General features: G+C 64.9%; 21 protein-coding genes. 18 read left to right on the top strand and 3 right to left on the bottom strand.

Annotation, left to right across the window (positions count from 1 at the left end; genetic code table 11):
• Positions 1-420: 420 nt before the first annotated feature.
• From GOQ09_RS07060 to GOQ09_RS07075, 4 genes are read left to right on the top strand one after another with little or no spacing between them, the layout of a single operon-like run.
• Complete coding sequence (locus tag GOQ09_RS07060; protein ID WP_157612793.1) at positions 421-1,533, top strand: RluA family pseudouridine synthase; 1,113 nt, start codon at positions 421-423, stop codon at positions 1,531-1,533.
• Positions 1,526-2,197 carry an HAD family hydrolase gene (locus GOQ09_RS07065; protein WP_157612794.1) on the top strand — a complete coding sequence of 224 codons (672 nt, stop codon included), beginning with the start codon at positions 1,526-1,528 and terminating at the stop codon, positions 2,195-2,197. Before GOQ09_RS07060 ends, GOQ09_RS07065 begins: the two co-directional genes overlap by 8 nt.
• Before the next feature lie 14 nt (positions 2,198-2,211).
• Positions 2,212-2,583 (top strand): Rieske (2Fe-2S) protein, encoded by a 372-nt coding sequence (locus GOQ09_RS07070; RefSeq protein ID WP_157612795.1) that lies wholly within the window; start codon positions 2,212-2,214, stop codon positions 2,581-2,583.
• Between the two features lie 2 nt (positions 2,584-2,585).
• Positions 2,586-3,629, top strand: coding sequence for a S49 family peptidase (locus GOQ09_RS07075; RefSeq protein WP_157612796.1), 1,044 nt, complete (start codon positions 2,586-2,588; stop codon positions 3,627-3,629).
• Positions 3,630-3,650: 21 nt separating this feature from the next.
• Here the strand turns inward: GOQ09_RS07075 and GOQ09_RS07080 are convergent, their stop codons facing one another.
• The 3 genes from GOQ09_RS07080 to GOQ09_RS07090 are packed head-to-tail and all read right to left on the bottom strand — an operon-like array spanning position 3,651 to position 6,153.
• Positions 3,651-4,808 carry an MFS transporter gene (locus tag GOQ09_RS07080; protein WP_157612797.1) on the bottom strand — a complete coding sequence of 386 codons (1,158 nt, stop codon included), beginning with the start codon at positions 4,806-4,808 and terminating at the stop codon, positions 3,651-3,653.
• A gap of 2 nt (positions 4,809-4,810) precedes the next feature.
• A complete protein-coding gene (locus tag GOQ09_RS07085) occupies positions 4,811-5,575 on the bottom strand; it encodes an SAM-dependent methyltransferase (protein WP_157612798.1) in 765 nt (254 codons plus the stop codon).
• Positions 5,572-6,153 carry a Maf family protein gene (locus tag GOQ09_RS07090; protein ID WP_157612799.1) on the bottom strand — a complete coding sequence of 194 codons (582 nt, stop codon included), beginning with the start codon at positions 6,151-6,153 and terminating at the stop codon, positions 5,572-5,574. The genes GOQ09_RS07085 and GOQ09_RS07090 overlap by 4 nt, the downstream gene beginning before the upstream one ends.
• Positions 6,154-6,235: 82 nt before the next feature.
• Here GOQ09_RS07090 and GOQ09_RS07095 point away from each other — a divergent pair, with 82 nt between their 5' ends.
• The 14 genes from GOQ09_RS07095 (at position 6,236) to lepA (ending at position 19,596) form a co-directional block, all read left to right on the top strand.
• Positions 6,236-6,793 carry a YceD family protein gene (locus tag GOQ09_RS07095; RefSeq protein WP_157612800.1) on the top strand — a complete coding sequence of 186 codons (558 nt, stop codon included), beginning with the start codon at positions 6,236-6,238 and terminating at the stop codon, positions 6,791-6,793.
• A gap of 146 nt (positions 6,794-6,939) precedes the next feature.
• Positions 6,940-7,122, top strand: a complete 183-nt coding sequence (rpmF, locus tag GOQ09_RS07100; protein WP_007830466.1) for a 50S ribosomal protein L32 — start codon at positions 6,940-6,942, stop codon at positions 7,120-7,122.
• A gap of 61 nt (positions 7,123-7,183) precedes the next feature.
• On the top strand, positions 7,184-8,281 hold the full coding sequence (gene plsX / locus GOQ09_RS07105) for a phosphate acyltransferase PlsX (protein ID WP_157612801.1): 1,098 nt from the start codon (positions 7,184-7,186) through the stop codon (positions 8,279-8,281).
• Positions 8,281-9,258, top strand: a complete 978-nt coding sequence (locus GOQ09_RS07110; protein WP_157612802.1) for a beta-ketoacyl-ACP synthase III — start codon at positions 8,281-8,283, stop codon at positions 9,256-9,258. Before plsX ends, GOQ09_RS07110 begins: the two co-directional genes overlap by 1 nt.
• Before the next feature lie 52 nt (positions 9,259-9,310).
• Positions 9,311-10,264, top strand: a complete 954-nt coding sequence (fabD, locus tag GOQ09_RS07115; RefSeq protein WP_157612803.1) for an ACP S-malonyltransferase — start codon at positions 9,311-9,313, stop codon at positions 10,262-10,264.
• Between the two features lie 27 nt (positions 10,265-10,291).
• Positions 10,292-11,035 carry a 3-oxoacyl-ACP reductase FabG gene (fabG, locus tag GOQ09_RS07120; protein WP_157612804.1) on the top strand — a complete coding sequence of 248 codons (744 nt, stop codon included), beginning with the start codon at positions 10,292-10,294 and terminating at the stop codon, positions 11,033-11,035.
• Between the two features lie 103 nt (positions 11,036-11,138).
• Positions 11,139-11,378 (top strand): acyl carrier protein, encoded by a 240-nt coding sequence (gene acpP / locus GOQ09_RS07125; protein WP_007830471.1) that lies wholly within the window; start codon positions 11,139-11,141, stop codon positions 11,376-11,378.
• A 96-nt stretch (positions 11,379-11,474) separates the two neighbouring features.
• Entirely contained in the window at positions 11,475-12,719 is a 1,245-nt protein-coding gene (gene fabF / locus GOQ09_RS07130) for a beta-ketoacyl-ACP synthase II (RefSeq protein ID WP_157612805.1), read from the top strand.
• A 13-nt stretch (positions 12,720-12,732) separates the two neighbouring features.
• Positions 12,733-13,215 carry a hypothetical protein gene (locus GOQ09_RS07135; protein ID WP_157612806.1) on the top strand — a complete coding sequence of 161 codons (483 nt, stop codon included), beginning with the start codon at positions 12,733-12,735 and terminating at the stop codon, positions 13,213-13,215.
• Positions 13,216-13,224: 9 nt separating this feature from the next.
• On the top strand, positions 13,225-13,899 hold the full coding sequence (gene rpoE / locus GOQ09_RS07140) for an RNA polymerase sigma factor RpoE (RefSeq protein ID WP_242631025.1): 675 nt from the start codon (positions 13,225-13,227) through the stop codon (positions 13,897-13,899).
• A 17-nt stretch (positions 13,900-13,916) separates the two neighbouring features.
• A complete protein-coding gene (locus tag GOQ09_RS07145; RefSeq protein ID WP_157612807.1) occupies positions 13,917-14,582 on the top strand; it encodes a sigma-E factor negative regulatory protein in 666 nt (221 codons plus the stop codon).
• A gap of 20 nt (positions 14,583-14,602) precedes the next feature.
• Positions 14,603-15,670, top strand: a complete 1,068-nt coding sequence (locus GOQ09_RS07150) for a MucB/RseB C-terminal domain-containing protein (protein WP_157612808.1) — start codon at positions 14,603-14,605, stop codon at positions 15,668-15,670.
• A 93-nt stretch (positions 15,671-15,763) separates the two neighbouring features.
• On the top strand, positions 15,764-17,263 hold the full coding sequence (locus GOQ09_RS07155) for a DegQ family serine endoprotease (RefSeq protein WP_157612809.1): 1,500 nt from the start codon (positions 15,764-15,766) through the stop codon (positions 17,261-17,263).
• A gap of 521 nt (positions 17,264-17,784) precedes the next feature.
• Positions 17,785-19,596, top strand: a complete 1,812-nt coding sequence (lepA, locus tag GOQ09_RS07160; RefSeq protein WP_157612810.1) for a translation elongation factor 4 — start codon at positions 17,785-17,787, stop codon at positions 19,594-19,596.
• The last annotated feature ends 6 nt before the right edge of the window (positions 19,597-19,602 follow it).

Genomic DNA, 19,602 nt, shown 5'->3' on the forward strand with positions numbered 1-19,602 from the left:
GCGTCAGCTCAAGAAGACAGCCGGGGTGGGGGCGCGTGGATGGGCGCGAGCCAGGTTCGGTGTTGAGCAGCTATCTTATTGATAGCTGGTTGCGCAATGGTGGCGCGCGGTGCGGATGATTCAATGCCTGAGGCCACTGGCAAAAGCCAGGTGGGCCAACGCAGGCACAGTTGAATCAGCAGCATCAACACAAGGGACTCGCTTCGATCCGCCGGCAGCTTGGAAGCTGCAGGCTGGGTATTCCGTATCGGTGTTTCGTGGGTGTCGGCTTGACTTGGGCGCAGGGGCTGCCACTTTGCGCAATTGCGCGGGGTTTGCAGTCTCGGCGCCAAAGCGGCATCGACCTCGCAGCGTTGTCCTGGGCGTTTGACTGCAGTGATCTAAACTTCTGTCTAATCAAGCACTTACACGACCGCGCTGGTGAAAAACATTATAGGTGCGAAGCGAAGCCCCGCGGCCGCTCCAAATCCCGCAGTTCCGGATCCCGCGGCCCAAAAGGCTGCGGTGGACGCCGCGGCGCCGCACGCGTCCATCAAATTCATTACCGTGGATGCGGAATCCGCGGGCCAGCGGCTCGACAACTTCCTGTTCCGCCACCTGAAGGGCGTGCCCAAGACGCATGTCTACCGGATCATCCGGTCGGGCGAGGTGCGCATCAACAAGGGCCGGGCGCAGGCCGAAACCCGCATCGAGGCCGGCGACGTGCTGCGGCTGCCGCCTGTGCGCATATCGCCGCGCGCCGAAGAGGGCGCCGCGCCGCCCGCGCCGGCGCGCGAGTTTCCGGTGCTGCTGGAGGACGACGCGGTGCTGGCCATCGACAAGCCCGCCGGCGTGGCGGTGCACGGCGGCAGCGGCGTGAGCTTTGGCGTGATCGAGCAATTGCGTACCGCGCGGCCGGCCGCCAAGTTCCTGGAGCTGGTGCACCGGCTCGACCGCGAGACCTCGGGCATCCTGCTGGTGGCCAAGAAGCGTAGCGCGCTTGTGGCGCTGCAAGACCAGTTCCGCGACCGGGAAACCGGCAAGACCTATCTTGCGCTGGTCGAGGGCGCCTGGCCCGCCAACAAGAAGGTGCTCGATGCGCCGCTTGCCAAATATCTGCTGCCGGGCGATGGCGCCGGTGCGGGCGAGCGCCGCGTGCGCGTGGTCGCCAAGGACCATCCTGATGCGATGCGCGCCGTCACGCTGGTGCGCGTGCTGGCGCGGCTCACGCTGCCGGGCGATGCCACGCCGCTGTCATTGCTCGCCGTCACCATCAAGACCGGCCGCACCCATCAGATTCGCGTGCATCTTGCTTCGGCCGGCCACCCGATTGCGGGCGACGACAAGTACGGCGCCTTCGAGCGCCAGCGCGCGCTGCAAAAACTGGGCCTCAAGCGCATGTTCCTGCACGCCTGGCGCTTGCAGTTCAGCCACCCCGCAACCGGCGAGCGCGTGGCGCTGCAGGCCGGCCTGCCGCATGAACTGCACGGTTTGATGCCGCCGCAGGCGCTCGAGGCGCTCGCCCAACATCCCACTCCCACGGCCAATGACTGATTCTTCCCGACCCCTGCGCTTCGACCTGATCGCCTTCGATTGGGACGGCACGCTTTATGACTCCACCCGGCTCATCGTGCGCTGCATTCAAGCGGCCGTGGTTGATGTCGGCGGCGCCAAGCCCAGCGAGAACGACGCTGCCTGGGTCATCGGCCTGGGCCTGGCCGAGGCCCTGGCGCGTGCAGCGCCCGATGTGCCGAAGGAAAAATACGCCGAACTCGGCGCGCGCTACCGCTATCACTATCTGCAGCACCAGGACGACCTGGTGCTGTTCGACGGCGTGCTGCAGATGATCGATGCCCTGCGTGCGCGCGGCCACAAGCTGGCCGTAGCCACGGGCAAATCGCGGCGTGGGCTGAATGAGGCACTGAAGACGGTCGCGCTGCGCGACCGCTTCGACGCTTCGCGCACCGCCGACGAGACATTCGGCAAGCCGCACCCGCGCATGCTGCTGGAGCTCATGGAAGAGCTCGAGGTGCCGGCCGAACGCACCCTGATGATCGGCGACACCACGCACGACCTGCAGCTGGCGCTCAACGCCGGCTGCGCCAGCGTGGGCGTGAGCTACGGCGCGCACGAGCCCGAAAGCTTCGACGCGCTGAAGCCGCTGTTCGTAGCCCACTCGGTGGCCAGCCTCGAGGCATGGCTCCTGGACAACGCCTGACCGAAGATCTTGCGATGAGCGAAGAACAGCCCATTCCCCTTTGCAACGCCTCCGAATTGGTCGAAGGCAGCCGGGCCGTGCCGTTCGATGTGGTCTACGGCGGCGAGACCTGCCGCGCCTTCGCGGTGCGCTTCGAAGGGCAGCCGCACGCTTACCTGAACCGATGCAGCCACGTGGCCATGGAGATGGATTTCCAGCCCGACCGCTTCTTTGACGACAGCGGCCAGTGGCTGCTCTGCGCCACCCATGGCGCGGTCTACAAACCGGACACGGGCGAATGCGCCGGCGGCCCGTGCCGTGGCGGCCTGGTGAAGATCGCCCTCAGCGAACGTGACGGCGTGGTGCACTGGCATACTGCCTGGAACCTCCATCCCCTGACCTTTTGACAATGACCGACCCGAACCGCACGGAACCTGAAGGTTTTGATCCTTTTGAGCCGGCCACGCCCATTGCGTCTTCTCAAGGCGCGCCGAAAAACATGGCCAAAGACCCCACGCAGCGCCCCGGGTGGGAGCGCGCAACGCTCGAAAAGCTCGCCTTCGCTTCCCTGAACGAGCAGAAGGCCGCGCGCCGCTGGAAAACCTTTACGCGTCTTTCGTGGCTCGCCTTCTTCATCTTCCTGGTCTGGCTGGCCATGTCGCGCAGCACGCCGAGCACCGCCAAGACCACGGCCCACACGGCGGTCGTCGAAATCAAGGGCGAAATTGCCAATGGCGGCGACGCCAGCGCCGAATTCGTCATTGCCGCAATGAAGACCGCCTTCGAGGACGAGGGCGCCAAGGGCATCGTGCTGCTCATCAATTCGCCGGGCGGAAGCCCCGTGCAGGCCGGCATCATCAGCGACGAGATCAAGCGCCTGAAGGCCAAGCACAAGAAGCCGGTGTACGCCGTGGTCGAAGAAACCTGCGCTTCCGCGGCCTATTACATTGCCGCCGCCACCGACAAGATCTACGTCGACAAGGCCAGCATCGTCGGCAGCATCGGCGTGCTGATGGACGGTTTCGGGTTTACCGGCGTGATGGAAAAGGTCGGCGTCGAGCGCCGTCTGCTGACGGCCGGAGACAACAAGGGCTTTCTCGACCCGTTCAGTCCCATGAGCGATGCGCAACGCGCGCATGCGCAGGCCATGCTGAACCAGATTCACCAGCAGTTCATCAACGTGGTGAAAAGCGGGCGCGGCGACCGCCTCAAGCTCGACACCCCGGGCCTCTTCAGCGGGCTGTTCTGGAGCGGCGAACAAGCCGTCGAGTTCGGCCTGGCGGACCAACTGGGCAATGTCGACTACGTGGCGCGCGAAGTCATCAAGGCCGAAGAGGTGACCGACTACACCCGCCGCGACAACGTGGCCGAGAAGCTCGCGAAGAAATTCGGCGCCGCCATGGGCGACGCCACGGTGCGCTCGCTGCAGTCTGCCGCCCCGGCGCTGCGCTAGGGCTGCTCTCCGGCGCCCGGCTCAGGCGGGCTGGTCGCCGCCGCTGTTCGTGTATCGGGCCGAGGCGGCAAGCGCCACGGCAAAAACCACCACCACATACAGTGCGGCCGTCAGCGAACTGGCCCGCGCCAGCAAGCCGATGACCGCGGGGCCGGCCATGAACCCCAGATAAGCCACGGCCGAGACAGCGGCAATGCCGGTGGCGGGTTCGACGTCCGGCACGCGCGCCGATGCGCCGAACAGAATCGGCACCACGTTCGCAAAACCGACTCCCACGCCCGCAAAGCCGATCAGCGCAAGCCACGGAAGATTCGTCAGCAGCACCAGCGTCATGGCCGCGGCCGCCAGCACGCCGCTGCCGAGCAGCAGCGCGGCCGGTGAAAAACGGGCCCGCATGGCGTCGCCGCCGAAGCGCGCGGCCGCCATCGCCGCCGAGAAACTCGCGTAGGCCAGCGCGGCCTGCTTCTGCGGGCTGCCGAGTTCCTGTTGCATGTAGAGCACGCTCCAGTCGTAGATGGCGCCCTCGGCAATCAGGCCCAGGGCCGCCAGCACGCCAAGCACAGCGAGCGCGCCGCGGGGCAGCCGGAACTTGCGGTCCGCGGTGCTTGCATCGGTTGTGGCTGGTGGGTTGGGCAGCATGCGCATCGAAGACACGGCCACCATCAGCACCATGGCGGCCGCAACCCACAGCAGGTGCGCCTGGGCGCCCAGGCCGGCGGCGAGTGCGGCGCTGCCGCTTGCGGCACCGGCCATGCCGCCAAGGCTGAACATGCCGTGCATGCCGCTCATCAAGGGTGTGCCGCCATGAAGTTCGAGTTGCGCCGCTTCGGTGTTGATGGCCACGTCGAACACACTGGTCACAAGGCCGAAGGCTGCAAGCAGCCCCAGCAGGGCGAGGTAGCCTGGCATGGCGATCAACCCGGCCAGCAGCAGCGCGTAGACGCAGCCGCAGACGGCTGCCATGCGCCGGGGGCCGTGGCGCCCGATCCAGCGGCCGGCGCTGGTCAGGCCGTACATCGCGCCCGCACCGGCGGCGAGCATTGCGAGGCCGAGTTGGGCCTCGTCGATGCCGTAATGGGCCTTGACGGTGGGAACGTGCACGCCCCAGGTCGCAAAGATGAAGCCGGAGGAAAAGAACTGCGCGCGCGAGGCCCAGCGGGTGCTGGAGGTGACCACCATCGTCAACGCCCGATCGCGAACACCGCCGGCAGGCGTTCGTCCGTAGCGACGCCGGACGCCTTGGCACGCCAGGCCTTCACCGTTTCGCTGCGCACATGGGCCGTCGCCAGCGTCAGACCGCGCGCCACGGCAAGGCGGGTGTTGTGCTGCAGCGTTTGAACCAGCGCCTGGAGCAGCGCGGCATTGCGGTAGGGGGTTTCAATGAACAGCTGCGTCTGGCCTGTCTTCAGCGCCAGCGCCTCGAGTTCGCGGATGCGGCTTTGCCGCTCGCCGGAATCCTGGGGCAGATATCCGACGAAAGCGAAGTTCTGGCCGTTGAGGCCGCTCGCGGCCAGCGCCAGCAGCAGCGACACCGGACCGGTGAGCGGCACCACGGCGACACCGAGGTCATGCGCGGCGCGTGCCACCGAAGAGCCCGGGTCTGCGACCGCCGGCATGCCGGCTTCGCTCAGAAGGCCGATGTCATGGCCTTCGAGCGCGGCGGCCAGCAGGGGGCGGGCGTCGAACTGGCCGGCGTGGTCGCCTTTCTTGTGAACCTCGCGCGGCAGCTCCCGGATGTCCTGCGCCTGGAGTGGCGCCGCCAGCGGAACGACGGCATCGATCCGCTTCAGGTAGGCGCGGGCCGATTTCGCGTTTTCGCAGATCCAATGGGTAATGCCGGCGGCCGCCTGCAGCGTGCCGAGGGGCAGGGCGTCCTGGAGCGGTGCCTGGGTGTCGCAGCCGAAGTCGAGCGGCGCGGGTACGAGATAGAGCTTGCCCGGGGTCACAGCAGTTCGACTCCGGCGGAACGCAGCATGCGGCAGGTGCGGATCAGCGGCAGGCCGACCAAGGCGGTGGGATCGTCGCTGTCGATGGCGCTCAGCAATGCGATGCCGAGTCCTTCGCTCTTGGCGCTGCCGGCGCAGTCGTAGGGCTGTTCGGCCTGCAGGTACTGCTCGATGGCCGCATCGCTGAGGTCCCGAAAAACGACCCGGACCGGCGCCAGGTCGCGTTCGACAAAGCCGGTGGCCTGGCAAACGACGGCCACGGCGGTCTGGAATATCAGCGTCTGGCCTCGCATCCTGCGCAATTGGGCCGTGGCGCGCGCGTGGTCGCCGGGCTTGCCGAGCGCCTCGCCGGCCAGGTCGGCCACCTGGTCCGAGCCGATGACCACGGCCTCGGGAAAGCGTGCGGCCACGGCACGGGCTTTTTCCAACGCCAGGCGTTCGGCCAATTCGCGCGGGGTTTCGCCGGGAAGCGGGGTTTCGTCGACTTCCGGAGGCTGCACCTCGAAGGGCAAGCGGAGGCGGTTCAGCAGTTCGCGCCGATAGCGCGAGGTCGAGGCAAGGATCAAGGGGCGTTGCATGGAGACGATTGTGCGTGAGCCTGCAAAGAGGCTTTGGCCGCACCGCGCCAATTCCCCCGGTGGGCGCGCTAGACTGGTGCGGATGAAGAGAGAATTTGTTCCCCAGCGGCTCGACGTAGCCGCCTTTGCTGCTGAAGCCGCGGTGCTTTCGGCTGACGACGCGGTTCCTGATTACCCCCGGCTCGCGCAGGAGCTGGCCGCACCGGCGCCAGAAGCCTTGGTGCACTGGGAGGCGACCGGCGAACAGCGCACCGGCGCCGACGGCAAGGCCGAACCCTGGCTGCACCTGGTGGCCGAAACGACAGTGCCGCTGGTCTGCCAGCGATGCCTGGCACCGGTTGATACGCTTGTTGCATCGGACCGCTGGTTCCGTTTCGTGGCCGACGAGGCCACCGCCGATGCTGAAGACGATGAATCCGAAGAAGACCTGCTCGTCGTGAGCCGCGATTTCGACCTCCACGCCCTCATCGAAGACGAGCTTTTGATGGAAATCCCCGTCATGCCCGTCCACGAGGTGTGCCCCACGCCAATCCAGCTTTCGTCCAGCGACGAGGACTTCAAGGCGGCCGAAGAGGCCAAGCCCAACCCCTTCGCGGTGCTCGATGCGTTGCGCTCGCGCAAGCCGGAAGAGGGCAAGTAGCCCTTTCTCGCAGGCTGGGCTATAATCATGGGCTTCGCGCGCGCCGCCGTGAGCAGCAAGACAGACCAAGGCATTCCATACATGCTGCTGTATTGCCACCGCAAGAGAGCGCATCCACTCACTCACCTAACAGTCCAGGAGCCATCATGGCCGTCCAGCAAAACAAAAAGTCGCCTTCCAAGCGCGGCATGCACCGTTCCCACAATGCGCTGGTCGTGCCCGGCATTGCCGTGGAACCGACCACTGGTGAAACGCACCTGCGTCACCACATCAGCCCGAACGGTTTCTACCGTGGCCGTCAGGTCCTCAAGAACAAGTCCGAAGCCTGATTTCGCATCCCAAGGCCGAGGCCCGAAGCTACTTTTGCTGTAGCGTCGGGCCTTTGTTTTGATGGTTACGTCTTCCTCCCCCGAATCCTCCGCCGCGCCCGCCGCAATCACGCTTGCCGTCGATTGCATGGGTGGCGACCATGGGCCGCGCGTCACGCTTGCGGCCTGCCGCGCGTTTCTCGATCGGCATGTCGAGGCATCGCTGCTGCTGGTTGGCGCACCCGCGGCCCTGGCCAGCTTCGGCGAGCACCCGAGGGCGCGCATCGTTGCCGCCAGCGAAGTGGTGGGCATGGACGACCCGGTCGAAATTGCGCTGCGCAAGAAGAAAGACTCTTCAATGCGCATTGCGATCCAGCAGGTCAAGGACGGTGCCGCCCAAGCTGCCATCTCGGCCGGCAATACGGGTGCGCTGATGGCGATTGCGCGCTACCTGCTCAAGACGCTCGACGGCATCGACCGCCCCGCGATTGCGCCGCAGCTGCCCAACATCAGGGGCGGCGCCACCACGGTGCTCGACCTGGGTGCGAATGTCGATTGCGATGCCGAAGATTTGTTGCAATTTGCCGTGCTCGGCTCCGCGCTGGTCTCCGCGCTCACGGGCAACGAGTCGCCTTCGGTCGGCTTGCTCAATGTGGGCGAAGAAGCCATCAAAGGCAGCGAAACAATCAAAAAAGCAAGCCAACTGCTTCGTGCTGCAGCCAACTCGAAAGATTTGAACTTCTACGGAAACGTGGAAGGCAACGACATTTTCAAGGGAACGACCGACATCGTTGTATGTGACGGTTTTGTCGGCAACGTCGCCCTGAAGGCCAGCGAAGGCGTTGCGTCGATGATCGGCGAGTTCATTCGCGTGGAATTCTCGCGGAGTATTTTCACCAAGGCTGCGGCTATCGTTGCCTATCCGGTGCTAAAAGCTTTTAAAAATCGCCTGGATCACCGTCGATACAACGGCGCAGCCCTGTTGGGCCTGCGCGGGCTGGTTTTCAAGAGCCATGGCTCGGCTGACGAAGTGGCTTTCGGCCATGCGCTGGATCGCGCTTATGATGCCGCTCGCAACAACCTGCTCGATCGCGTGCGGGCCCGCATTGCCCACGCCGCGCCATTGCTCGCGCGGCAGGAGTCGGCGGTGCCAGCGGACGCGACGGCCCTTCACGCTTGATGAGCCCTTATTCACGCATCACCGGCACCGGCAGCTATCTGCCTCCGCGCCGGGTGACCAACGACGACCTTGCCAAGGAATTGGCAACGCGCGGCATCGAAACTTCGAACCAATGGATCGTCGAGCGCACCGGCATCCACGCGCGCCATTTCGCGGCACCCGAGGTAACGAGCAGCGATCTCGGCCTTGAAGCCGCCCGCAGCGCGCTCGAGGCGGCGGGGCGCAAGGCGGAAGAGGTCGACCTGATCATCGTCGCCACGTCGACGCCCGACATGGTGTTTCCGTCGTCGGCCGCCATCCTTCAGAACAAGCTCGGCATCGCCGGCTGCCCGGCGTTCGACGTGCAGGCGGTCTGCAGTGGTTTTGTCTATGCACTGACCGTGGCCGACGCCATGATTCGCACCGGCACTGCGCGTTGCGCACTGGTGGTCGGCGCCGAAGTGTTCTCGCGCATTCTCGATTTCAATGACCGCACCACCTGCGTGCTGTTCGGCGACGGTGCTGGCGCCGTGGTCCTCGAAGCGAGCGAAGAGCCCGGCATCCTGGCGAGCGACCTGCATGCGGACGGCAAGCACGTCGGCATTCTTTGCGTGCCGGGCCATGTGTCCGGGGGCAATGTGCTGGGTACGCCCCTGCTGCACATGGACGGCCAGGCCGTTTTCAAGCTTGCGGTGCGCGTGCTCGAAGAAGCCGCGCGTGCCACGCTCGCAAAGGCAGGCAAGACCGACGCGGACATCGACTGGCTCATTCCGCACCAGGCCAACATCCGCATCATGGAAGGCACGGCCAAGAAACTGAAGCTTCCGCGCGAGAAGCTCATCGTCACGGTCAACGAGCACGGCAATACCTCGGCCGCCTCGATTCCGCTGGCGCTCGACGAAGCCGTGCGCTCCGGCAAGGTGAAAAAGGGCGAAACCGTCATGCTCGAAGGCGTGGGCGGTGGCTTCACCTGGGGCGCGGTGCTATTGAATCTGTAGCGTATTGCGGCGCCCGCGTGGGGCCGCAGTGCGACATGACGCGTTAAAAACAATGAAATCCTTCGCTTTTGTCTTTCCGGGTCAGGGCTCGCAGGCCGTCGGCATGCTCGACGCCTGGGGCGACCATCCGGCCGTTGTCGAAACCCTGCGCGAGGCATCCGAAGCGCTGGGCGAAGACATTGCCGCGCTGATCAAGAACGGCCCCAAGGAAGAGCTGGCGCTCACCACCAACACGCAGCCGGTCATGCTGGTGGCCGGCGTGGCGGCCTGGCGCGCCTGGCTGGCTGAAGGCGGCGCGGCCCCTTCGGTCGTGGCGGGACATTCGCTGGGCGAGTACTCCGCGCTGGTGGCGTCCGGCGTGCTCACGCTGGCGCAAGCCGCGCCGCTGGTGCGGTTTCGTGCGCGAGCAATGCAGCAGGCGGTGCCCGTCGGCACCGGCGCCATGGCCGCCGTTCTCGGTATGGAAGTTGGCAAGGTCGTAGCGGGCTGCGCGGAAGCCACTGCGTCTTTCGGTGCGGGCAGCGCCGAGATCGTCGAGGCGGTGAATTTCAACGACCCGATGCAAACCGTGATCGCAGGCAGCAAGGCGGCCGTCGACAAGGCCTGCGAGGTGCTCAAGGCCAACGGCGCCAAGCGTGCGTTGCTGTTGCCCGTGTCGGCGCCGTTCCATTCGAGCCTGATGAAGCCCGCGGCCGAAGCGCTGCGCGAGAAGCTCAGCACCATCACGCTCGCTCCGCCCCAGATTCCGGTACTCAACAATATCGACGTGGCCGTGGAGACCGATCCGGCCCGCATCCGCGAAGCCCTGGTGCGCCAGGCCGCCGGCCCGGTTCGCTGGGTTGAAAGCGTGCAGGCCTTGAAACTGCGCGGTGTAGCCGCCATCATCGAGTGCGGGCCCGGCAAGGTGCTGGCCGGAATGGTCAAGCGCATCGCCCCCGAGCTCGAAGCCGCGTCGGTGTACGACCCAGCAACGCTCGCGGACTCCCGACAACTGCTCGCCGCCTGAACGGCGAAAGGCCCGGACACTTCTTTTATGAGCATTCCCAAATTTGAAGGGCAAGTAGCCCTGGTCACCGGCGCATCGCGCGGCATTGGCGCAGCCATTGCGCTAGAGCTCGCCCAGCGCGGCCTCAAGGTGGTCGGCACCGGCACCACCGAAGAAGGCGCGGGCAAGATCACTTCGGCGCTCAGCGCCTTCGGCGGCCGCGGCCGCGCACTGGACGTGAACGACGGCGCTGCCGTCGAGGCCCTCATCGATGAGATCGTGAAGGCCTATGGCGCCATCCACGTTCTGGTCAATAACGCCGGCATCACGCGCGATACGCTCGCCATGCGCATGAAGGACGACGACTGGGATGCGGTGCTGGCCACCAATCTCAAGGCTGTGTTCGGTCTTTCGCGCGCCGTGATTCGCCCGATGATGAAGCAGCGCTACGGCCGGATCATCAGCATCACCAGCGTGGTCGGGGCCTCCGGCAATGCCGGCCAGGCCAACTACGCCGCGGCCAAGGCCGGCGTCGCGGGCATGACCCGGGCGCTGGCACGCGAACTCGGCAGCCGCAGCATCACGGTCAACTGCGTTGCCCCGGGTTTCATCGAAACCGACATGACCGCCAGCCTGCCCGAGGCACAGCAACAGGCGCTGCTCCAGCAGATTCCGCTGGGCCACCTGGGCAAGCCGGCCGACATCGCGCATGCAGTGGCGTATCTTGCATCTCCGCAGGCTTCCTATGTGACGGGGCAGGAACTGCACGTCAACGGCGGCATGCACATGTAATTGGCCGCAAGGCGCAATCTTTCCCCGTCCCGGGCGCACGGCAAATGCCACAATGCGCCCGGCTAAAATCCACCGATTACCTACAACCCTCAGAGGGAACCAAATGAGCGATATCGAAGCACGTGTCAAGAAAATCATCGCCGAGCAACTCGGCGTGGAAGAGTCCCAAGTAACGAACGAAAAGGCCTTCGTGGCCGACCTCGGCGCGGACTCGCTCGACACGGTCGAACTGGTGATGGCACTCGAAGACGAATTCGGCATTGAAATTCCGGATGAAGACGCCGAGAAGATCACCACGGTGCAAAACGCCGTCGACTACGCCACCAAGAATCAAAAGGCCTGATCGGGCCGGCTGCAACTGCGACGGCCGGCGGCGCTTCTTTCAAGCCCCGTACGCGCCGCCAGCAGCTGTTCAGCGCTTCCAGAAAGGTTTGCCGGCATGACCAAACGCCGCGTCGTCGTGACCGGACTCGGTTGCATCGCTCCTGTCGGAAACACCGCGACCGAGTCCTGGGCCAACCTGTTGGCCGGGAAGTCGGGCATTGCGAACATCACCGCGTTCGATGCAAGCGCCTTCGCTTGCAAGTTCGCAGGTGAGGTGAAGGGTTTCGACATCACCCAATACATCTCGGAGAAGGAAGCGCGTCACATGGACCGCTTCATTCATCTGGGGCTTGCCGCCGCCATTCAGGCGGTGCAGGACAGCGGACTGCCGACCGGCGAAGCGCTGTCGTACGAAGAAGCCGTGCGCATCGGCTGCAACATCGGCTCGGGCATTGGCGGCCTGCCGATGATCGAAGAGACGCATGGCGAATACGCGACTCGCGGCCCCCGCCGCATTTCGCCGTTCTTCGTGCCGGCTTCGATCATCAACATGATCTCGGGCCACGTGTCCATCAAGTACGGCTTCAAGGGCCCGAACATCGCCGTCGTGACCGCCTGCACCACCGGCCTGCACGCCATCGGCACCTCGGCGCGCATGATCGAGTACGGCGATGCCGACGTCATGATCGCGGGCGGCGCCGAGTCGACTATTTCTCCGCTCGGCATCGGCGGCTTTACCGCGCCGCGCGCGCTGAGCACGCGCAACGACGATCCCGCAACGGCTTCCCGTCCCTGGGACAAGGACCGCGACGGCTTCGTGCTGGGCGAGGGCGCCGGCGTGCTGGTGCTCGAAGAATACGAACACGCCAAGGCGCGCGGCGCCAAGATCTATGCGGAAGTGGCGGGCTTCGGCCTGACCGGCGACGCGTACCACATGACCGCACCCGACGTCGACGGCCCGAGCCGCTCGATGGCCATGGCGCTCGCCAATGCAGGCGTCAATGCCGACCAGGTGCAGTACCTGAATGCCCATGGCACTTCCACGCAGATCGGCGACCTCAACGAGACCAATGCGGTCAAGAGGACTTTCGGCGATCACGCGAAGAAGCTGGTCGTGAACTCGACCAAGTCGATGACCGGCCACTTGCTGGGCGGTGCCGGCGGCATTGAATCGGTGTTCACGGTGCTCGCACTGCATCACCAGAAGAGCCCGCCGACCATCAACATCTTCAACCAGGATCCGGAGTGCGACCTCGACTACTGCGCCAATGTGGCGCGCGATCTCAAGATCGATGTCGCGGTCAAGAACAACTTCGGCTTCGGCGGCACCAACGGCACGCTGGTGTTCAAGCGCGCTTGAGCCTTGCTCTTTCATGCACAGCGCACCGTCGGTGACCTACCCGGTGGGGCGCTCGCGCGGCGCAACCCGGATACTGATAGCCACCTGGGCCCTGGGAGCCTGCTGCGCAGGCCTCTCTTGCTATCTCTTCGATAGTGCCGGCTGGCGCCAGCTGCTCCTGGTTCTGAGTGTTCTGTTTTCAGGCATTGCGGCCGCGCTCGGGCTGCGAAGCGACGGCGCTGGCGTCTTGCACTTCGACGGACTCCATTGGAGCCTCACGGGCACCGACCGGGGCCGCGCCGTCCATGCCGCGCAGGCCTCCGTGGCGCTCGATCTTCAGTCGCTGCTGCTGGTTCGGCTGAGCCAGCCGGGCCGCGCCGCACGTTGGATATGCATCGAACAGCGCGCCATGCCGGAGCGCTGGCGCGATCTGCGCCGTGCGGTATATTCGCGCCCCCCGTCCGCGTCGCCTGCCGGCGAGCCTTGGCGGGCGACCGTGCCGGCCGACGCGCCCTGAATCTCCCCGATGACCACTTCTCCGCCGCCAGTGCCACCGGACTCCGGCTTGACCGATGTGTCCGTCGAGGCACCGCGCCCAGGTGAGGTCGATCTCCAGCTCGTCCAGCGGACGGTTGCGGGCGACCAGAAGGCGTTCGAGCTGCTGGTCATCAAATACCAGCGCCGGATCGAGCGCCTGATCGGGCGCATGGTGCGCGATGTCGACCTGGTCGAGGATATCGCGCAGGAAACCTTCATCCGGGCCTACCGGGCGCTTCACCAGTTCCGTGGCGATGCCCAGTTCTACACCTGGCTTTACCGGATCGCGGTCAACACCGCCAAGAAGGCGCTGGTCGACATGAAGCGCGACCCCACCATTTCCGAAAGCGCCCTGCGGCCGTCTTCTGAAGAAGACGATGAAACTTACCGCCCCGGAAACGAACCAATCAGCGACGAGACCCCCGAATCGGTGCTGGCGGCAAACGAAATCGCCAGCGTTGTCGAAGCGGCCATGGAAGCGCTGCCTGCCGAGTTGCGGCAGGCTGTCACCCTCCGCGAAATCGAGGGCATGAGTTACGAAGAGATTGCCGAGGTCATGGATTGCCCTATCGGCACGGTGCGTTCGCGTATTTTCCGGGCGCGCGAGGCCATTTCGGCCAGGGTCAAACCGCTGCTGGACAACCAGTCAGGCAAGCGTTGGTAGGTAAGCAGGTGAATGAAATGAATCAGACGATGACGGCTCGTGAACAGGTGTCCGCACTGGCGGACGGTCATTTGCAGGGCGACGACTTCGCGCGGGCCATCGAAGCCGTCTGCGCCGAAGACGATGCGCGCGCCGCCTGGCGTTCCTATCACGTGGTGGGCGACGTTCTGCGCTCGGGTGCCCACGCGCCTTGCAGCGACAGCGACGCGTTCCTGACCCGATTCCAGCAGCGCCTTGCGGCCGAGCCCGTGGTTGCGACCCCGGTCCTGGCGCCGGTAACGGCCACCAAGGTGGTCACGCTGCAGCGCAGGGCCGACGCCGCCAACGAGCCGGTGTTCCGCTGGAAGCTGGTGGCAGGCGCCGCGTCGCTGGTGGCCGTGGCTGCCATCAGCTGGACATTGGTGGGCAACGGAGCGGGCTTCCCGTCTTCCGGGGCGCAGATCGCGGCGCAGCAGCAACCGGCCGCCAATTCGGTGCTGGCGGCTGCAGCGGTCAACGGCCAGTCGCCTGCCGCCACCACGCTGACGCCGACTCGCGTGGTGGTCGGCAACGGCAGCGCCCAGGTCATGCTGCGCGATCCGCGGCTCGACCAATTGCTCGAGGCGCACCAGCAAGCCGGCGGCGCTTCGCAGATGCCTTCGGGCTTCTTGCGCAACGCGACCTTCGAGGGGCCCACGCGCTGATTGCGCGCCTGTCGCTCCCAATGACCGTTCAGATGCCGATCTCCGTACGTGCGTTCGCGCTGGTGTTCACTGCTTTCTGCCTGGCGCAAGTCGCCATCGCACAGACCCGTTCGGGTCCGATGAATGCAAAGGGAGCAGCCTCGGCGCAAGCCGGCGACGCTCCGCCGGCCATGGGTGTGGTTGAGTGGCTTCAGCGCATGCACACCGGAGCGCGGCAACGCAACTACGTTGGCACTTTTGTGGTTTCGGCGGCGGGCGGCGATTTGTCGAGCGCGCGCATCTGGCATGTGCGAGAGGGCGACCTGCAGATCGAACGCATCGAAGCCCTCTCGGGGCCGCCGCGCTCGACATTCAGGCGCAACCACCACGTCATGACCTTCCTGCCCGAGGCAAAGGTCGTGAAGGTCGAAAAGCGCGAAAACCTCGACCTTTTCCCCAACCTGCCCGACAAGCCGGATTCGTCGATTGGCGACTTCTACGACGTCCGGGCCGTCGGCAAGGACCGCGTGGCGGGCTTCGATGCCGATGTGGTGCAGCTGGTGCCGCATGACACCTTGCGCTTCGGCTATCGCATCTGGAGCGAGCGCCGCTCCGGCCTCGTCATCAAGCTGCAGACCGTGGACGGCGATTCACGCGTGGTCGAGCAATCGGCGTTTTCCGAATTGCAGCTCGATGCCCCGGTCAAGGCGCAGGCCCTCGCGCAGATGATGACCAATACAAGCGGTTACCGCATCGAGAAGCTCGAGCTCGAGCGCACCAGCGCGCAAGACGAAGGCTGGGTTCTCAAGACGCCGGTGGCCGGTTTCAAGCCGCGCAGCTTCTATCGGCGCCCGGCGGGCGGCGACAAGACGGGGCAGGACCGCACCGTTCAGTGGACCTTCTCCGATGGCCTCGCTTCGGTGTCGCTTTTCATCGAGCGCTACGATGAAAAGCGCGCACCGCGCGACGGCGTGCTGACCATTGGTGCAACCAACGCCATTCGCCGGCGATTGCCCGAGCCGGCAAGCGACTGGTGGCTCACCGCCGTGGGCGAGGTGCCACAGCAGACGCTAAATGCTTTTGCCCAAAGTCTCGCGCGCACGCGCTGACCTGACGCGCATGCGCAAGTGGCGCTGAACCAAGTCCGCATCACAGACTCATAGCTCTTCTTTTGGTCGCTCTGTTCTTTTGAAAGAAAACCGATGATGTTCAAAGTCGAGGGACACAAGCTTCGTTCCTATCTCTTCGCATTCGGCCTGGCCTGTTCGGCCAGCGTGGGTTTCCTGCCGGCCACCTCGGCCGTTGCCCAGACGCCCCAGACACCGCAAGCGCGCGGCTTGCCCGACTTCGCCGATCTGGTCGAGCAGGTGGGGCCTGCAGTGGTCGGGATCCGCACCGTCGAAAAGGTTTCCACCCGCAGTGGCGGCGGTGGAGAAATGGACGAGGAAATGCAGGAGTTCTTCCGGCGCTTCTTCGGGCAGCCGCTGCCCGGCAATCCGCGCCCGGGCCCGCGTCCGAACCGGCCGCAGCCCCAGGAAGAAGAGCGTCCGCGCGGCGTGGGCTCGGGCTTCATCCTGACCGCGGACGGCTATGTGATGACCAATGCCCACGTCATTGAGGATGCGTCGGAGATTCTGGTCACCCTCACCGACAAGCGCGAGTTCAAGGCCAAGCTGATCGGCGCCGACAAGCGCAGCGACGTCGCGGTGGTCAAGATCGAGGCCACGGGGCTTCCCGTGGTGAAGGTCGGCGACATCTCGAAGCTGCGCGTCGGCGAATGGGTGATGGCCATCGGCTCGCCCTTCGGGCTGGAGAACACCGTTACTGCCGGCATCGTGAGCGCGAAACAGCGCGACACCGGCGACCTGGTGCCCCTGATCCAGACCGACGTGGCCATCAACCCCGGCAACTCGGGCGGGCCGCTTATCAACCTGCGCGGCGAGGTGGTCGGCATCAACAGCCAGATCTACTCGCGCTCCGGCGGCTACATGGGCATTTCGTTCTCGATCCCGATCGACGAGGCAATCCGCGTCAGCGACCAGTTGCGCACCACGGGCCGTGTCTCGCGCGGCCTGATCGGCGTGACCATCGGCTCGGTCTCGAAGGACGTGGCAGAGTCTCTTGGCCTCGGCAAGGCGCGCGGCGCCGTGGTGAGCAGCGTGGTGCCGGGCTCGGCGGCCGACAAGGCCGGTGTGCGCGAAGGCGACATCATCACCAAGTACGGCGACAAGGTCATCGAAACGCCGAGCGATCTCTCGCGTTCGGTGGCCAGCACCAAGCCGGGCGTGAAGAGCACGCTCACCGTATTCCGCAACGGCAGCTCGCGTGAACTTTCGATCACCGTTGCAGAGGGCGACCCCGAAGCCAAGCCTTCGAGCAAGCGCCAGTCGGACCGCGAGGAGCCGCAGGCCAAGCCGTCGTCCACCGCCGGAAAGGCGATCGGCCTTGTGGTCAGCGACCTTACCGACGCGCAGAAGAAGGAGCTCAAGGCGCGCGGCGTGCGTATCGACGCGGCGACCGATGCCGCCGCGCGGGCCGGTCTGCGTGAAGGCGACGTGATTCTTTCGGTCGGCAATATCGAAGTGACCAGCGTCAAGGAATTCGAATCCGCCTTGGCCAAGGCCGACAAGAGCAAGCCGCTCAGCGTGCTGTTCCGCCGCGGCGAGTGGGCGCAATATGCCCTGATCCGACCCGCACGCTGATCTGGCGCTGCCGTCAAGTGGCCCCACCCGACAGTCGGGTTTGGGGCCTTTTTTTGAGGTGTTTGCGACGCTCGGCAGCTTGGCTCAAAAAAATTTTTGGGCCGGGAAGAGGCGTTATTTTGTTGGTGGCTACTAACTTGTAAGTAGGCTTAGGACGGTTTTCGGTAGAATAGGAGCCCTTGGGCGGTGGGTCCATGCATAAGGAGGGCGAATTCCTTCACGATGCGAGATGTCAGACAGCAGTCCACCGCTGCTCCACAGATCGCCCACAAGTTGTTCATCGAGTGCTCCACCGAACCTGTGGATAAGTTGTTTATATCTTTCATGTTGTGGACCCGCAACGACCCGTTTTGACCCTGTCCCCGGATGTACGTGCCTCCCTTTTTGCCTACAATGAAGTTCCAACTACTGCAGTTGCCATTGCTTGTTGGTTCAGGGCGCGTCTCCAGAAGACGCGCCCTTTTTTCTTGCCTGTCGCACTCTGCGCACGAGCCAATTCAAGTACTTAAGCGTTCCCGTTGATGAATCACATCAGAAATTTTTCGATCATTGCGCACATCGATCACGGCAAGTCGACGCTCGCCGATCGTTTGATCCAGCGTTGCGGCGGCCTCGCGGAACGCGAGATGGAAGCGCAGGTGCTCGACTCGATGGACATCGAAAAAGAGCGTGGGATAACCATCAAGGCGCAGACCGCTGCGCTGCACTACAAGGCGCTCGATGGACAGGTCTACAACCTCAATCTGATCGACACGCCGGGCCACGTCGACTTCTCATATGAAGTGAGCCGCTCGTTGTCGGCATGCGAAGGTGCGCTGCTCGTCGTCGATGCATCGCAAGGTGTCGAAGCGCAGACAGTGGCCAACTGCTACACCGCGCTCGACCTCGGTGTGGAAGTGGTGCCGGTGCTCAACAAGATGGACTTGCCGAACGCGGATCCCGACAACGCGCGCAAGGAAGTCGAAGACGTGATCGGCATCGATGCGACCGATGCGATTCCGTGTTCCGCCAAGACAGGTCTCGGCATCGAGGAGATCCTCGAAGCCATCGTGCACAAGATGCCGCCGCCGCGCGGCAACCCCGACGGCCCGCTGCGCGCGATGATCGTCGACAGCTGGTTCGATCCCTACGTGGGCGTGGTCATGCTGGTGCGCGTGGTGGACGGCCGCCTGGTGAAGGGCGAGCGCATCAAGATGATGGCGTCCGGCGCCACGTACAACGCCGACAACATCGGCGTCTTCACGCCGGCCAACGAGCCGCGTGCATCGCTCGAGGCGGGCGAGGTGGGCTACATCATCGCGGGCATCAAGGAGCTGCAGGCCGCCAAGGTCGGCGACACCGTGACGCTCATCAAGCCGGGCACCGGCGGCGCGGCTGCCACTGCCACCGAGGCGCTGCCGGGCTTCAAGGAAATCCAACCGCAGGTGTTCGCCGGCCTCTACCCGACCGAAGCCAGCGAGTACGACTCGCTGCGCGACGCGCTGGAAAAACTCAAGCTCAACGATTCGTCGCTGCGCTACGAGCCCGAGGTGAGCCAGGCGCTGGGCTTCGGCTTCCGCTGCGGCTTCCTGGGCCTGCTGCACATGGAAATCGTGCAGGAGCGGCTCGAGCGCGAGTTCGACCAGGACCTGATCACCACCGCGCCGAGCGTGGTGTACCAGGTGGTGCGCAACGACGGCGAAGTCATCATGGTCGAGAACCCGTCCAAGATGCCAGACGTGGGCAAGATGAGCGAGATTCGCGAGCCGATCGTCACCGTGCATCTCTACATGCCGCAGGAATACGTGGGCGCAGTGATGACGCTGGCCAACCAGAAGCGCGGCGTGCAGATGAACATGGCCTACCACGGCCGCCAGGTCATGCTGACCTACGAAATGCCGCTCGGCGAAATCGTGCTCGACTTCTTCGACAAGCTGAAATCGGTCAGCCGCGGCTATGCCTCCATGGACTACGAGTTCAAGGAGTACCGCGCGTCCGACGTGGTCAAGGTCGACATCCTGCTGAACGGCGAGAAGGTCGACGCGCTGTCCATCATCGTGCACCGCACCCAGTCGCAGTACCGCGGCCGGGCGGTGGTGTCGAAGATGCGCGAGATCATTTCGCGCCAGATGTTCGACGTTGCCATCCAGGCGGCCATCGGGGTGAACATCATTGCGCGTGAGACAATCAAGGCGCTGCGCAAGAACGTTCTTGCCAAGTGCTACGGCGGCGACATCACCCGCAAGAAAAAGCTGCTCGAGAAGCAGAAAGCGGGCAAGAAAAGAATGAAGCAGATCGGCTCCGTCGAGGTCCCGCAAGAGGCCTTCCTCGCGATTCTGCAAGTCGAAGACTGATCTCAA

Origin of the sequence: Variovorax paradoxus, assembly GCF_009755665.1 — a bacterium.
In the GTDB taxonomy this organism is placed as follows: Bacteria; Pseudomonadota; Gammaproteobacteria; order Burkholderiales; family Burkholderiaceae_C; genus Variovorax; species Variovorax paradoxus_G.